This is a genomic window from Marinobacter piscis, from assembly GCF_007671655.1.
Lineage (GTDB): Bacteria > Pseudomonadota > Gammaproteobacteria > Pseudomonadales > Oleiphilaceae > Marinobacter > Marinobacter piscensis.
This window is the reverse complement of the sequence record NZ_VCGX01000003.1, coordinates 70,270-85,772: the sequence shown is the minus strand read 5'-3', so window position 1 is coordinate 85,772 and position 15,503 is coordinate 70,270. Positions and strand designations below refer to the sequence as shown.

Genomic DNA, 15,503 nt, shown 5'->3' with positions numbered 1-15,503 from the left:
GTTCAATGCCTCCGGATATGATTAATATTAACGCGCCCCGGGCTTTTGCCTGGCTGATGGCTGTACGATACGGGGAACCCGACTGGTAAGACCTGTCAGCAACTCATACGAAATGGTGCCTGCACAAGTGGCCACTTCGTCTACCCCGACAGTGCGTCCCCAGAGCTCCACCGTATCGCCAACACTCACTCCGGGTGCGTTGCTCAGGTCTACCGCCAGCATGTCCATGGAGACCCGGCCAATTAGCCGGATACGCCGGCCATCAACGGCTGCCGGAGTGTCTGTGCCCGCATGCCGGGGGTAGCCATCACCATAGCCAACGGCCACCATTCCCATCAGGGTGTCCTGCCGGGCTGTCCACACCGAGCCATAGCCCACACTTTCACCGGCCCTGACAACCCGGGTAGTAATCAGAGGAGCCTCAAGTGTCATTACCGGCTCAAGGCCCAGCTCAGGCCCGGTTTTACCGACAATCGGTGATCCGCCATAAAGCATGATTCCGGGGCGGCTCCAGTCAAACAATGGCTGGCCAGCAATAAAATGGGCAGCGGAATTAGCGACACTCTTCAGCAGCGTTGGCCAGGGAGAGGTTGCCTTAATAAACGCAGAGGTCTGCTCTGCGGTCATTGCGCTCCCGGTATCATCAGCACAGGCAAAGTGAGTCACAAACCCCTGAAGCTGGCTGAGCGCTCCTGTTTTTTCAAGGTTCTCCATAACACCCGGCAATTCTTGCGGTCGAAAGCCCAGCCGGTTCATACCGGTGTTAACCTTCAGCCAGAAGGTCGGCCTGTGACTACCTTTAAGCAGCCATTCCAGCTGAGACTCTCCGTGCAATACAGGCTCAAATGCTTTCCCGCTGCATTCAGCGATATCCTCCGCCGCATGCACCCCTTGCAGTAACACCACCGGCTGGGCCAGCCCCGCATCACGAATAGCCCAGGCCTCTTCAATACATGCCACGGCGTATTTGGGTGCCAGATCGCTCAGTGCCGAAGCAACACGGGCGATACCGTGGCCATAGCCGTCTGCCTTTACCACCGCCATGGCTTTGGCGCTGCCGGCGCGCTGACAGGCTTTGAGGTAGTTGTTACGCAGAGCCTGCAGATCTATGCGGGCAACAGTGCTGCGTGGCATCAGTACTCCCCACCGTAATCGCCATAGTCCCCATGGGCCAGGTCTTCAAATTTGGTGTATTTGCCGATAAACGCAAGGCGGGTTGTCCCGATGGGCCCGTTCCGCTGCTTGCCTATAATGATCTCTGCAATGCCTTTGTCCGGCGTATCTTCGTTGTAAACCTCATCACGGTATACAAACATGATAACGTCTGCGTCCTGCTCAATGGCGCCTGACTCGCGCAAGTCGGAGTTTATCGGGCGCTTGTTGGGGCGCTGCTCAAGACTTCGGTTAAGCTGTGAAAGTGCGACCACAGGGCAGCTGAGCTCTTTGGCTATTCCCTTTAACGACCGTGAAATTTCCGAAATTTCAGCTGTCCGGCCTTCGGTGTTTCCCGGCACCCGCATCAGCTGCAGGTAGTCCACCATAATCAGGCCGATCTTGCCGTCGTTCTCCCGGGCAACCCGCCGGGCCCGGGAGCGCAATTCCGTAGGGCTCAGGCCGGGCGTATCATCAATATACAAAGGCTTATCTTTCAACAGACTCACAGCCGACGTCAAACGGGGCCAGTCATCCTCTTCCAGCCTGCCGCCCCGCACTTTAGTCTGATCAATGCGCCCAAGCGATGAAATCATACGCATGGCCAGCGCGTCTGCCGGCATTTCCATACTGAACACCAACACCGGTGTGCCTGTGCTGATCAATGCGTTTTCTACAATGTTCATGGCGAAGGTGGTTTTACCCATCGAGGGTCGCCCCGCCACGATAATAAGATCTGCCGGCTGCATACCGGATGTCTGCTCATCCAGATCCCGGAACCCGGTAGTCAGGCCCGTGGTCTGATCTCCGGATTCAAACAGCTCTTCAATGCGACTGAGGGTCTGAGTCAGAATCGGGTTGATAGACTGGGGGCCCGAGCCCTCTTTTACCCTGGATTCGGCAATCTGGAAAACGTTGCGCTCGGCTTCATCCAGAATCTCATTACTGCTGCGCCCCTGGGGGTTAAAAGCCGAGTCTGCAATTTTTCCCGATGCTTCCACCAACTGGCGGAGAATAGAGCGCTCACGGACAATCTCTGCATAAGCCCGGATATTGGCCGCGCCGGGGGTTTTTTCCGCCAGCTCAGCCAGGTAAGACAAACCGCCGGCATCTTCAATATCTCCGGCACGCTCCAGAAACTCAGCCAGGGTAACCACATCCAGTGGCTCACCTTCACTGGCCAGGCGCTCAACCGCACCAAAAATGAGGCGGTGGTCCTGGCGATAAAAATCAGCCGCCGAGATTATCTCGGTAATCTCATCAAACCGGCGATTATCCAGCATCAGACCACCCAGAACAGCCTGCTCGGCTTCGGCAGAGTGAGGGGGTACTTTGATGCGACTGGTTTCAAGATCCGTACTTGCGGGCTTCAGATTAGGCTTGGCCATGAACACTTCTTCAGTTGGACGTCAGAACCACAACAATGATTGCGAAACGTCGTGGCAATGGAGGGATTACCTGAGCCTTACAGCATACCAGAAAGCAACAGGCCCGAAAGCCGTGTTTAAACGGTTCGGGCCTGTCAGTCAGCTTCTGGCATTCTTCAGGGGCCGGGGCTGGCCCGGCACTGCTTCTGGTGTAAGCAGATTACCCGGCAACAACCGCCAGTTTTACTGTTACTGCAACGTCAGAGTGCAGTTGAAGCTCAATTTCGTACTCGCCCGTAACCCGCAGCGGGCCTTCCGGCAGACGAACTTCGCTCTTCTCAACTTCGGTACCTGCGGCAGTGATAACGTCGGCAATGTCGCGCACACCAATGGAGCCGAACAGTTTGCCTTCGTCACCCGCTTTGGATGTGACCGTAAAGGACGCATCCTCCAGTGCCTCGGCACGGGCCTGAGCTGCGGCGAGCCTTTCAGCTGCAGCCTTCTCGAGCTCGGCGCGACGCTCTTCAAACGCCTTCAGGTTTGCTTCAGTAGCAGGCACAGCCTTGCCATAGGGAAGCAGGAAATTACGGCCGTAACCGGACTTAACTTTCACCTTGTCGCCCAGAGAGCCAAGGTTTGCAACTTTCTCGAGCAGAATAACTTCCATCTCGTTAACCTCTTCGTGCTTTATTCAGCCGGCCCGGCAGGCTTTAATCGCCCCCGGATATCCAGCCAGCTATCCACAAAAGCCAGAACTACTAACAGAATCATCAGACTTGGGCCCAGGAGCACCAGTGCAACATAAAACGCTCCAAGCCAATGGGCACTCAGTTTTTTACGCCCGGCAATGCCGTGAACCAGAGCCACACCCGCCAGAAACATCGGCGTTCCGGCTACCCAGCCAAGCAGCATGGGGTTCAGCCCAAGAAACGGGCCGACAGCCATGGTCGCAGCTAACACCACTGCCACAGTTGGTGACAACCTGAAGTTGTGAAACTCCTTGCGAAATCCGCCAGGGTTATACAACGTCGACTGCCACCACCGGGCCAGCATGGTCATTCCCACAGCGACTGCAAGGTAGCTGCCTGCCATACTGGCATTCATGGTGTCCCGTATCGCTATCTCGAGATCACTCCCGAGTGAGCGAGCCACCTCGGCATTGTACTGTTCGTAAAAACTGACCCCGGCGCGAACCAGTTCGTCCATCAGGCCGGGGTAAAGCATGGGCAATAACAGGCCCATGACAATTGCCAGAAAGCTCCCTCCAAGAAGGGTTCTTTCCCAGGACAGCGTTGCTCTGAGTACTGACGCCATCAGCATCACTTGCAGCAGTACTGCCAGAGCTGTGGGATCACTTCCGAACACCGCCCAGCCAAACGCTGGAAGCAATGCCCAGAGAGCAATATTAAGCCCCTGACTGATGCCCAGCCTGAGAAAAACCAGGCCAACAACTGCGGCGCCAATCCAGAACAGCAAAGGTATCGCAGTTGTTACCGCTGCTACCCCGCTGGCCTGCAGGGGACCGCGCATTACAAATTGTGCCAGTGCACGCATGGTCCCAAGCCTTATTCTATCTGTTACTTAGTTATCGTGGCTGTCCGAGTACGGCAGCAGTGCCAGGTAGCGGGCGCGCTTTACAGCGGTTGCCAGCTGACGCTGATAACGTGCTTTTGTGCCGGTAATACGGCTGGGCACGATTTTGCCAGTTTCAGTGATGTAGCTTTTCAGTGTGTCCAGATCTTTATAATCAATCTCTTTAACACCTTCTGCCGTAAAGCGGCAGAACTTACGACGTCTGAAAAAACGAGCCATAATGTACTCCTCAACTCCGGTTAATTACTTTTCTTCGCCCTGGGCTTCAGCTTTCTGAGTCTCGTCTTTGCTTTCGCTCGGACGGTTTTCAGAAGGTGCAGCTGAGCGACGTGGACGATCATCCCCACCGGAACGACGGTCTTCACGGGATTCTGCGGCTTTCATCGGAGACAGATCGACAACCGCCTCATCGCGACGCAGGATCAGGTCACGAATAATGGCATCGTTGAACCGGAAGTTGTGAGTCAACTCGTCCAGTGCTGTCTGTGAACATTCGATGTTCATCAGCACATAGTGAGCCTTGTGAATCTTGTTGATCGGGTATGCCAGGTGACGACGGCCCCAATCTTCCAGGCGATCTACCTTGCCGCCATCTTCAGTGATGAGGCTGGTATAACGCTCGATCATTGCGGGCACCTGCTCGCTCTGATCCGGGTGTACCATAAATACGATTTCGTAGTGACGCATGAGTTCTCCCTACGGTTTAAACAGCTTTCTGCCATTTCCCGACTCAGTCAGGACGCATGAAAGCAAGGAGGTGGCAGACGATGCTGCCGGTTCTTTTTGCTCTTTCAATAAGGCTTTACAATTAAAGGCTTGATCAAAAGCGAGGTGTGGCACTGCCCATTCAACGGGCATGACAAACCTCTCCCCTGAAAAAAGGGGTGACGTATTCTAGGCGCTGACAGCCTTCTGTGCAACAGTTAACCAAGCCGCTGGCGCAAAGCCTCGTACAAACAGACACCGGTTGCAACAGACACGTTAAGACTGTCTACATGCCCAAGCATGGGGATTTTGATCAGCTGATCGCAATGCTTACGGGTCAGCCGGCGCATCCCCTTACCCTCAGCGCCCATGACCAGTGCCACCGGGCCTGTGAAGTCCGCCTGATACAAAGTGGCAGCTGCCTCTCCTGCAGTACCGATCAGCCATATACCCTGATCCTGAAGCGCGCGCAGAAAACGGGCGAGGTTGGTGACTCGTACAAGTGGCACGGTTTCCGCTGCTCCACAGGCAACCTTGCGGGCCACCGGCGTTAGCGACGCTGATTTATCTTTCGGAACAATCACCGCCTGCACCCCCGCAGCATCACAGGTACGCAGACAGGCTCCAAGGTTATGGGGGTCGGTTACTCCGTCGAGTACCAACAGGAACGGCGGATTGCTGCCTGCTGAGAGTTGTGTGAGCAGGTCATCTTCCGTCCATTCGCGGCTTGCGCTGACTTCTGCCACAACCCCCTGATGAACCCCGGCCACACGCCGGTCAAGTTCCCGACGATGTACGACAGCCCACTGAACCCCGAGCTCATTCAGGGTGTTGGTGATACCCGCTACACGCTTATCCTGCCGACCGGTCTGAATCCAGACCTGCTGCAGTCTTTCCGGCTCACGTTTGAGAACAGCCTCAACTGCGTGCCAGCCAAATACAAACTCTCCGGACACTGATTCGGTTCCCTGTTACTTATCTGTCTTTCGCGGTTTCCGCGCTTTACTGGTACTGGCTGACTTGCCCTGTCCCTTCTTCGTTTTTTTGCCGGCCTCACGGGCTGCGTCTGCGACCAGCTGGGCTTTCGCCTCTTTACCGGATTTTGCACCTGCCGGCGCACTTTTCCGGCTACGCCGCTTATCAGGCTTTTTGCTGCTCTTGTTTCGTGTTTCCTTCTTGGTCACATCCAGAGCATCTCTGTCGGCCCGCCGGCGCTTGGGCTTACTGACCAGTTCCAGGTCGATTTTGCGGTCTTCCATGCCAACCCGCATCACCTTAACCCGCAGCTCATCACCCAGGCGGAAACTAATGGCCGTACGCTCACCAATCAGGCGGTGTTTGGCCGAATCATGATGAAAGTAATCACCACTCAGTGTTGAAACATGCACCAGGCCCTCGATATAAACATCCGAAAGCTCAACAAAGAACCCGAAGGGAACGACGGCGGCGATTACCCCGTCGAACTCCTCGCCCACACGATCACTCAGGAATTCGCACTTGAGCCACGCCATCACATCCCGGGTAGCATCGTCAGCCCGCCGTTCTGTCATTGACACATGCTCACCGAGCGTCTGCATTTTTTCGTAATCGTACGGGTATTCTGCCAATGCCGGATCCGGTTTCGCCGGTGATACCACATCTTTTGTCACTTCCGGATTGTGGATACGGGACTTGATAGCCCGGTGCACAATCAAATCCGAATACCGGCGTATGGGTGAGGTGAAATGCGTGTAACTGGGAAAGCCGAGACCGAAGTGGCCACTTTCATCCGGGCTGTAAACGGCCTGGCTCAACGACCGCAACATTACGGTCTGAATCACGCCGGCATCAGGCCGGTCAGCGACTTCGGACAGCAAGGCCTGGTAATCGGCCGACGTCGGCTTGTCACCACCGCCCAACTGCAGACCAAGCTCTCCCAGAAACAGGCGAACCGAGCTGAGCCGCTCTTCCGATGGCCCATCGTGCACACGGTAAAGTGCCGGCATTTTATGCTTCTTGAGAAAGCGCGCCGCCGCTACGTTGGCACACAGCATGCTCTCTTCAACAATCTTGTGCGCATCATTGCGGTGCACTGGCACAATTTCTTCAATCTTGCGCTCCGGATCAAAAATCACGCGGGTATCCGTGGTTTCAAAATCAATAGCGCCACGCTTTGTCCGTGCCTTGCGCAGAAGCTTGTATACGTCGTACAGGTTATGTAAATGCGGCAATATGTCCGCATACTGGGCTGACAGCCGATAACCTGGCTCTGAGTCCGGCCGTTCCAGCATGTCACTGACTTTACTGTAGGTCAGCCGGGCATGGCTGCGCATCACAGCCTGGTAAAAGGTATATCCGCTGATATTACCAGCCGCACTGATGGTCATATCTGCAACCATGCACAGACGATCGACATCCGGGTTCAGGGAACACAGACCATTGGAAAGCTTTTCCGGAAGCATCGGCACCACGTGATCCGGGAAATACACAGAGTTACCGCGGCGCAGAGCTTCTTCATCCAGCGGAGAGTCTGTGCGTACATAGTGCGATACGTCTGCTATGGCGACAACGAGACGGTAGCCGCCGCGACTTCTGGGCTCACAATAGATGGCATCATCAAAGTCACGGGCAGTCTCATCGTCGATCGTTACCAGGCGCATGTTGCGAATGTCTACCCGGTTCTTTTTATCAGCCTCAGTAACCTCGCCCGGAATGGCTGCTGTCTGCTCGCCCACCTCTGTGGACCATTCATGGGGAATGTCGTAAGAGCGGATAGCAACGTCAATTTCCATTCCCGGTGCCATATGCTCGCCCAGAACCTCGGCAATTTTCCCGGTAGGCTGGGAGCGAACCGTTGGCTGACGCAGGATATCAACAACCACATACTGGCCGTGATGCGCCTCGCCCAGATGCTCCTCCGACACCAGAACTTCCTGGTTTATACGGGCGTTTTCCGGCACTACAAAGGCAATGCCGCTTTCTTTGAAAAGGCGCCCGACCGTCTGGTGTGTACGATGCTCAAGAACGTTAACAATGACACCTTCGCGCCGGCCACGATCATCAATCTTGTCTACCCGGGCGGCCACCCGGTCACCGTGAAAAACCTTACGCATTTGCCGGGCGGTTAAAAACAGGTCAGAGCCGCCATCATCCGGCACCAAAAAGCCGAAGCCGTCTCTATGGCCGATCACCCGGCCGCTGACCAGGTCTGCCTCTTCTATCGGCAAATAGGCATCACGGCGGTTACAGATAAGCTGACCATCCCGGCACATTGCAATCAGGCGACGCCTGAGGGCCTCGATGCCTTCCGGGTCTGTCTGGCCAAGCTCGGAACACAGTGTTTCATGTGTTGCCGGTGCACCCCGCTCTTTCAGGTGTGCGAGTATGAACTCCCGGCTTTGAATCGGGTTTTCATATTTTTGAGCCTCACGGCCAGCGTGAGGATCTTTGTGTTTTTTATTTCTGGAAACCATTCGGATCCTTGTTCAGTACGGCGCCACAACGGCGCTGTTCGTATTCATTTGTTGCACAGTATACGATGGTACGCACTCACTGACTAACAACGCACCACTTATAAGCACAAATACCTGCCAGCCTCTTTTTCAAAAAAAACATTTGACAGCCCTGCCGGGAATTATTAAAGTACGCGCCATCGGTTGACGGGAACATCCCGCCGATGTGGCAGAAACGCTAGGTTTATCAACAAACTGACTGCGAAACTGCAAATCACCTGCCGAGGTGGTGAAATTGGTAGACACGCTAGCTTCAGGTGCTAGTGGGGGCAACCCCGTGGAGGTTCAAATCCTCTCCTCGGCACCATTTCTTCCCTCAAGAAATGGCCAGAGTTTTCAATTAGCAATTAATCCCCAGCAACTTCCTCAGCCAAACCTTGCAGCAAATATTCCGTGAGCGTTTTGTAAGTGTAACTCACTTTTGCATACGCCGTACCCGGGGCATTGCTGACCGGAACTCCACACTCGCTTATTCCGTCACGGTCCTCCAGGTACGCTTCGCGAACCAGGTTTGCCGAGACCCGGTCCAGCCCCTTCTGCTCCAACGACGCGTAAGACAACCGCCACTGTAAGTTTCCTGCATCTGGACCAGCCTTCGACAGACTCCGCAGGGGGTATTTAAGCAGACGCTCAACGGGCAAACTCCTGGTTCCGTCCTCATCCACCCTGTACTCCCGGATATCATACTCGTAGGCATGTCCTGCCTCGCCATCAATCGTGACCGGGAATAACTGCGTCACATGTGACGCGGTCAGGTCTGGCTCCTCTCCATCCATACTCGCCGGCTCACAATTACTTCCAGAATCTGAAAACGCAAGCGCAACCTCCGGAGTATCGCCCGCCACAATTCTATAGCCGGTAACCCAGCTCTGCCCCAACACCTCAGCCGGCGCGCTGGCTGCAGCCAGTAGATTAATCTTCCGGTCCGGTGATGCAGCCACTTTTTCAACCACCTCACCCTCATTATCCCAACTCCAGGTGATCTCAGGCGTACCACCCAGTTCTGAGCCCTCCGAGCTGACTCCGCGAGTGCCCTTATGGCAAGAAGTAACGGTATCGAAATAAGCACGCTTGTTTTTCCAGTCAAAGACAATGCGCTCGTCAATGCCCGCATCTGCGTAAGCCTGTTTGCTCTCGGCAGAAAGAGAGGCACTGGGGTGCCATTGATTTTTCATTTGCGCCATATACCCATTCACCTGAACGAGTCGCGCAATCTCTGGTAACGAAGGCTCCATACACCCCTGACTGGAAACCGACAGCAACTGGCCGTCTTCCGTGTAATCAAACTCAAGCGCTGCGGACAATTCAAGGGCCTCTACTCTGACCTCTTCGGTATTGGCAAATACCTTAAGCCCGGTCAGAAGCGATGGGTTCTTCAATTCAATATCGACGCGCGGCAATGCCAGATTATCCGTATCAACATTGCCGTAGCGCCCGCCTGACACCTGCGCATCAACTCTGCTGACAACCTCCCGGGCATTCCTGATCAGTGAAATCCCAAGCAAGTCCACGGCTTTACTGGAGAGGAACCGTCCGGTGCCGTCACTGCCCTCTGCGGCCAGATCCTTGTTGTATTCATCAGGTATCTGGCTCGCCATAAATCGCGCCAGGGCACGGGCGTAGGCGTGCGCCTTTTCATTATTGGCCTGAACGTAATCCTGCAAAAGGTTCACGCCATTTAATTCCGCTGAGTCCGCCAGGGCAGCATTTTCGGAGCCCATACTCGCCTGCCCTGCCACTTTGGCCCGGAATCGCGCCAGAGTGGTCAATGGAGTTACGTTGGTGACACCCGGGCTGGCTGACATCAGATAGGCGCGAGGGACAGGCACTTCGCCGCTATGGGTTTCTTCCATGGTTTTGCCGGGCAGCGCCAGTGCATACAAGGGGTAATCTCTGGGGTCCAGGTCCTTACCCTTCGACAGACCAACCTGAAATTCCGCGAGGTCCAGTGAAAAGCGCCCGCCAGCGGTGGTCATCGCTGTGGGTTCACCCCGGTCCAGCCTGTGAGTGTCGCCATTGGCCAATGTAACGTCCAGAGGGCCTTTGCTGTACTGGCCATCACCGTCCAGGTCGAGCCATACCCGGGCGTTTTTCAGATAACCATCAATGGCACGTCCGGTATAAACAGACTCTGATTCACTGTATTGCACGCCATCAAAGTCGCGCCCGTCTACAGGCAGTTCATTAACCTCCTCGCCGCAGCCGGCGAGGGCAAAAAACAGAACAGAAAGAGGCAGGCAAGTCAGGCGTTTCATAACGGCAACCATTGATTGTTGTTAGAGGTTATGCAGTTACTCTAAGAGATGTGAGTGCCTGAGACCTTGATAGGTTTGGCAAACTGTAAAGTTTGGTAAAGACATGCCCCGGGAGAACCCCGGGGCTTTCGACGCGTCATTTAAAATGCGCGGGCAACAATCTCTTTCATGATTTCGTTGGTTCCGCCGTATATGCGCTGAACCCGGGAGTCTGCCCAGGCACGTGCGATCGGATACTCCCACATATAACCGTAACCGCCGTGCAACTGCACACATTCGTCCATCACTCTGCACTGCAGATCAGTGGTGTGCTGCTTCAGCATGGCGGCGGTGGGTATATCGAGCTTCTTCTCCAGATGCAATTCCAGACACCGATCGGTAAATACCCGGGCTGCCGTGATTTCCGCTTTCATCTCGGCCATTTTGAACCGGGTGTTCTGGAATTTGACCACGGGCCTGCCAAAGGCCTTGCGCTCTTTCACGTAATCCAGCGTCCATTGCCAGGCGGCTTCTGCAGCAGCAACGGCGGTAAGCCCGATCTGTAACCGCTCTGCCGGAAGCTCCTGCATCAGTTGCAGAAAGCCCTGCCCTTCTTTGGAGCCCAACAGGTGCGTTGCCGGTACTTTTACATCCTGAAAAAACAGTTCGGAGGTATCCTGAGCTTTCATGCCCACCTTGCTCAGATTCTTGCCCTTTTCAAAACCTTCCCATCCGGACTCAACCAGCAACAGGCTGATGCCCTTGGCGCCCTCTTTGGGGTCGGTCTTTGCTACGACAATCACCAGATCCGCCATCTGGCCGTTGGTAATGAAGGTCTTGGAGCCATTCAGAACATAGTGTCCGCCATCCTTAACGGCGGTGGTCTTCACTCCCTGCAGGTCTGAACCTGCGCCCGGCTCGCTCATGGCGATTGCGGTAATGATTTCCCCGGACGCCATTCGGGGCAGGTAATGTTTTTTCTGTTCTTCAGTACCGTACTTGAGGATATAAGGCGCGACAATATCCGAATGCAGAGTCCAGCCGATGCCGGAGAGCCCGGCCCGCGACACTTCTTCCATTACAACGGCACTGTAACGAAAGTCCGCGCCAGCGCCGCCGTAGGCCTCTGGCATGGTCGGGCATAAAAAGCCCAGCTCGCCGGCTTTCTGCCACAGTTCGCGGCTGACCTGGCCATCCTTTTCCCACTGTTCGTGGTATGGCGCGGCCTCCTGCTCAAGAAATTTCCGGACAGAGTCCCGAAAACCATCAAGGTCGGCATCAAAGAGCGTACGTGGAATCATGGTGAACCTCAGTCAGTGGGCAGTATTGTTGTTTAGCTTCACCAAGTTTCAACCGCCGGGCAGGCAGGCTCAATGGTTAAAACCATCAATCCTGCTGGCCAAAACCATCGCTGCTTTCCAGTTTGGCACTGACTCTGGCCTCGCCCCAGCGAGGCATCAGCTCCTGGAGCAGGTCCAGATGATCGAGAATGCGGGCGACAATAAAGTCCACAAGATCATGAACCGATTCCGGCCGGTGATAAAACCCCGGGCTCGCGGGCATAATAACCGCGCCCATGCGGGTCAGCTTCAACATGTTTTCCAGGTGCACTTCCGAGTATGGCGCTTCCCGGGGAACCAGAATCAGCTGGCGTTTTTCTTTAAGGGCAACATCGCCAGCTCGCTCAATCAGGTTATTGCTGGCCCCGGTTGCCAACGCAGACAGGGTGCCGGTGCTGCAGGGGCAGATCACCAGAGGTGCCTTCTCTCCAGAGCCGGAGGCAGGTGGAGAAAACCAGTCTTCGCGACCGAAGACCAGAACCTGACCGGGCTCAGCCGAGGCGTAATCAGACAGGGTTCTCTGCATAGCCGGCGGGGTTCCTGGCAACTTGAGATCGGTTTCTGTTGCCATCACCACCTGTGCCGCCTTGCTGACCATCACATGCACACGGCACCCGGACGCTACCAGGCACTGCAGCAGGCGCAAGCCATACTGAGCCCCCGATGCGCCGGTAAATGCCAGATTGATCGTTCGGGAGGGGGACGGTTTATTGACCATGAATCGCCTCAATGCCTGCAACCAGCTGACCGTGAATACCACCAAAGCCACCATTGCTCATGATCACAATGTGGCAAGGACTGGGAAGATCGTTCAGCACACGCTCAACCAGGTGCTCTACCGTCGACTCCACCTGATGCTGCACCGACTGTGGGTTTGCTGTCTGCCACTCAGATACCAGCGCCGGAAGCCATTCCATGTCGTTCAGGTTGGCCCAATATACTTTGTCAGCCAGGCTGGCACTGGGCAGTAACGTGTGCTGATGGACGCCCTGTTTCATGGTATTGGAGCGGGGTTCGATCAGAGCAATAACCGGCTCATCCCCCACCTGGCTGCGCAAGCCGTCCAGTGTTGTCTCTATTGCGGTCGGGTGGTGAGCAAAATCGTCATAAACCTTCACTCCACCAACATCTGCCAGCAGCTCCATCCGGCGCTTTACGCCGGAAAAACGACACAACGCCGCCACGGCGTGGTCGGGTGTTACCCCCACATGCTTTGCGGCCGAAATTGCCGCCAGGGCGTTACGCACATTATGCAGGCCCGTCTGACCCCACTTCACCACTGCCACTGGCTGCTCATGATGAATCACCATAAAGCGACTGCCATCCTCAGAAAGCAGCTCTGCCCGCCAGTCGGTCGTGGTTTCAACCTCGCTTCCAATTGCAGTGCTTTGCACCTGACTCCAGCACCCCATGGCCAGAGCCTTATCCAGATGTGCATCCAGAGCCGGGCGAACAATCAGGCCCTGGGAGGGAACAGTACGGACCAGATGGTGAAACTGACGCTCAATCGCCTCAACATTTTCAAAGATATCGGCGTGATCAAACTCCAGGTTATTGAGTATGAGTGTATGAGGACGGTAATGAATAAACTTGGACCGTTTGTCGAAGAAGGCACTGTCATACTCATCCGCTTCGATAACAAAGAAATCACTGTCCCCGAGCCGGGCCGATACCGGGAAGTCTTTGGGCACTCCCCCCACCAGATAACCCGGAGCCAACCCGGCCTGCTCAAGAATCCACAACAGCATGCCAGTGGTCGTGGTTTTACCATGGGTGCCTGCAACCGCAAGCACCCAGCGATGCCGGAGTACCTCACGTGCCAGCCACTCGGGGCCGGACATATAATCGATATTACGGTTCAGCACTGCCTCTACCTCGGGGTTCCCCCGCGACATGGCATTGCCGATCAGCACCAGATCGGGCCGAGGCTCCAGATGCTTCGTACTGTACCCCTCCATCAGGCTGATGCCCTGCTCTTCCAGCTGAGTGCTCATGGGCGGATAAACGCCCTGATCGGAGCCGGTTACTGTGTGCCCGAGCTCCCGCGCCAGAACGGCAAGGCTACCCATAAATGTGCCACAGATTCCCAGAATATGAATGTGCATTCGCCAGTTGTCCTCTGAATTGAAACCCGACAAGCCTCCCGTATCCATTGCACCCCGTCAAGGCATCTGAAATAAAGCCATCTGCATTTCCTGCCATGAAAAAGCTGCGCATTTGACGTATCATCGGCGCCATTGTCGAACCAGCAGGAGACCCCATCCGAGATGGCCATCAAGAACGCATTCTACGCTCAGTCCGGCGGTGTTACCGCTGTTATTAACGCCAGTGCCTGCGGGGTTATCCAGACCGCGCGCAAACACCCGGATAAAATCGGTAAAGTATTTGCCGGGCGCAACGGTATTCTGGGTGCCCTGAACGAAGAGCTGATTGATACCAGCCTCGAAAGCGATGAAGCCATTCAGGAACTCATCCACACGCCCGGTGGTGCCTTCGGGTCCTGTCGTCACAAACTGAAAAACATTACCGAAAACCGGCGTGAATACGAGCGCCTTATAGAAGTATTCCGGGCTCACAATATCGGCTACTTCTTTTATAACGGCGGCGGCGACTCCCAGGACACCGCCTTCAAGGTTTCACAGATTGGCGACACTATGGGTTACCCCATCACCTGTATCGGTGTGCCCAAGACCGTCGACAACGACCTGCCGTTTACCGACTGCTGCCCGGGCTTTGGCTCCGTGGCCAAGTACATTGCCACCTCTACCCTGGAAGCCAGCCTGGATATCAAGTCCATGTGTGAAACCTCCACCAAAGTCTTCATTCTTGAGGTCATGGGCCGCCATGCAGGCTGGATTGCGGCGGCCGGAGGCCTGGCAGGTCAGGGAGAAGGCGAGCCACCCCACATTATTCTGTTCCCCGAAATCCCGTTTAACCGTGATGCATTTCTGGAGCGTGTGGATTTTTGCGTGAAGGAATACGGCTACTGTGTGGTTGTTGCCTCTGAAGGATCACAGTATGAAGATGGCCGGTTCCTCGCTGATGCCGGCGCCAAAGACGCCTTCGGCCATACCCAGCTAGGCGGTGTTGCGCCCGCACTGGCCAATATGGTCAGGCAGGCTCTGGGGCATAAATACCACTGGGCCGTTGCAGACTATCTGCAGCGCAGCGCCCGCCATATTGCCTCTGCTACCGATGTCGAGCAGGCCTACGCGGTTGGTAAAGCGGCGGTGGAAATGGCACTGGAGGGCAAGCAGGCAATTATGCCCACTATTGTCAGAGAACAGTCAAAACCCTATGTCTGGAAAATAGGTGAGGCGCCGCTGAGTGATGTGGCCAACCAGGAAAAGAAAATGCCGATTCATTACATTACCGATGATGGTTTTGGCATTACCCAGGATTGTCGGGACTACCTCCAGCCCCTGATTACCGGTGAGAGCTTCCCGCCTTTTGACAACGGCCTGCCCCGGGTTGCAAAGCTGAAGAACATTCTGGCAGAAAAGAAACTGAAAACAGATTTCCAGTTCTGACCGGACGCCTGACCTGCCGTAAATAACTAAAAAGCCCTGCGGCTATCGCTACAGGGCTTTTTTAATGTCTTCAGACCAATGATACGGAAGC

The 15,503-nt window shown here is 55.3% G+C and carries 13 protein-coding genes and 1 tRNA gene; 2 read left to right on the top strand and 12 right to left on the bottom strand.

Annotation, left to right across the window (positions count from 1 at the left end):
• Positions 1–27: 27 nt before the first annotated feature.
• The 8 genes from alr to rnr form a co-directional block, all read right to left on the bottom strand.
• A complete protein-coding gene (gene alr / locus FFI95_RS11305) occupies positions 28–1,134 on the bottom strand; it encodes an alanine racemase (protein WP_144822617.1) in 1,107 nt (368 codons plus the stop codon).
• Positions 1,134–2,540: a replicative DNA helicase gene (gene dnaB / locus FFI95_RS11300; protein ID WP_144822615.1), complete on the bottom strand. Its 1,407-nt coding sequence runs from the start codon at positions 2,538–2,540 to the stop codon at positions 1,134–1,136. Before dnaB ends, alr begins: the two co-directional genes overlap by 1 nt.
• Before the next feature lie 199 nt (positions 2,541–2,739).
• Positions 2,740–3,186: a 50S ribosomal protein L9 gene (gene rplI / locus FFI95_RS11295; protein WP_144822613.1), complete on the bottom strand. Its 447-nt coding sequence runs from the start codon at positions 3,184–3,186 to the stop codon at positions 2,740–2,742.
• 20 nt (positions 3,187–3,206) lie between these two features.
• Positions 3,207–4,073 (bottom strand): YybS family protein, encoded by an 867-nt coding sequence (locus FFI95_RS11290; RefSeq protein ID WP_144822611.1) that lies wholly within the window; start codon positions 4,071–4,073, stop codon positions 3,207–3,209.
• Between the two features lie 27 nt (positions 4,074–4,100).
• The gene (gene rpsR, locus FFI95_RS11285) at positions 4,101–4,331 is read right to left on the bottom strand and encodes a 30S ribosomal protein S18 (protein WP_144822609.1); all 231 of its coding nucleotides are present in this window, start codon (positions 4,329–4,331) and stop codon (positions 4,101–4,103) included.
• 24 nt (positions 4,332–4,355) lie between these two features.
• A complete protein-coding gene (gene rpsF, locus FFI95_RS11280) occupies positions 4,356–4,799 on the bottom strand; it encodes a 30S ribosomal protein S6 (protein ID WP_144822607.1) in 444 nt (147 codons plus the stop codon).
• 236 nt (positions 4,800–5,035) lie between these two features.
• A complete protein-coding gene (gene rlmB, locus FFI95_RS11275) occupies positions 5,036–5,773 on the bottom strand; it encodes a 23S rRNA (guanosine(2251)-2'-O)-methyltransferase RlmB (RefSeq protein WP_144822606.1) in 738 nt (245 codons plus the stop codon).
• A gap of 15 nt (positions 5,774–5,788) precedes the next feature.
• Positions 5,789–8,269, bottom strand: a complete 2,481-nt coding sequence (gene rnr / locus FFI95_RS11270; RefSeq protein WP_144822604.1) for a ribonuclease R — start codon at positions 8,267–8,269, stop codon at positions 5,789–5,791.
• Between the two features lie 259 nt (positions 8,270–8,528).
• On the opposite strand from rnr, the gene FFI95_RS11265 reads away from it, so the two are divergent.
• Positions 8,529–8,615: transfer RNA gene (locus FFI95_RS11265), tRNA-Leu, on the top strand.
• Positions 8,616–8,655: 40 nt separating this feature from the next.
• On the opposite strand, the gene FFI95_RS11260 is transcribed toward FFI95_RS11265, so the two are convergent.
• The 4 genes from FFI95_RS11260 to mpl form a co-directional block, all read right to left on the bottom strand.
• On the bottom strand, positions 8,656–10,563 hold the full coding sequence (locus tag FFI95_RS11260; RefSeq protein WP_144822602.1) for a hypothetical protein: 1,908 nt from the start codon (positions 10,561–10,563) through the stop codon (positions 8,656–8,658).
• A 140-nt stretch (positions 10,564–10,703) separates the two neighbouring features.
• Positions 10,704–11,843, bottom strand: a complete 1,140-nt coding sequence (locus FFI95_RS11255; protein WP_144822601.1) for an acyl-CoA dehydrogenase family protein — start codon at positions 11,841–11,843, stop codon at positions 10,704–10,706.
• Between the two features lie 85 nt (positions 11,844–11,928).
• On the bottom strand, positions 11,929–12,600 hold the full coding sequence (locus FFI95_RS11250) for a flavin prenyltransferase UbiX (protein ID WP_144822599.1): 672 nt from the start codon (positions 12,598–12,600) through the stop codon (positions 11,929–11,931).
• On the bottom strand, positions 12,590–13,987 hold the full coding sequence (mpl, locus tag FFI95_RS11245) for a UDP-N-acetylmuramate:L-alanyl-gamma-D-glutamyl-meso-diaminopimelate ligase (RefSeq protein WP_144822596.1): 1,398 nt from the start codon (positions 13,985–13,987) through the stop codon (positions 12,590–12,592). The genes FFI95_RS11250 and mpl overlap by 11 nt, the downstream gene beginning before the upstream one ends.
• Positions 13,988–14,149: 162 nt before the next feature.
• On the opposite strand from mpl, the gene FFI95_RS11240 reads away from it, so the two are divergent.
• Positions 14,150–15,412, top strand: coding sequence for a 6-phosphofructokinase (locus tag FFI95_RS11240; RefSeq protein ID WP_144822594.1), 1,263 nt, complete (start codon positions 14,150–14,152; stop codon positions 15,410–15,412).
• The last annotated feature ends 91 nt before the right edge of the window (positions 15,413–15,503 follow it).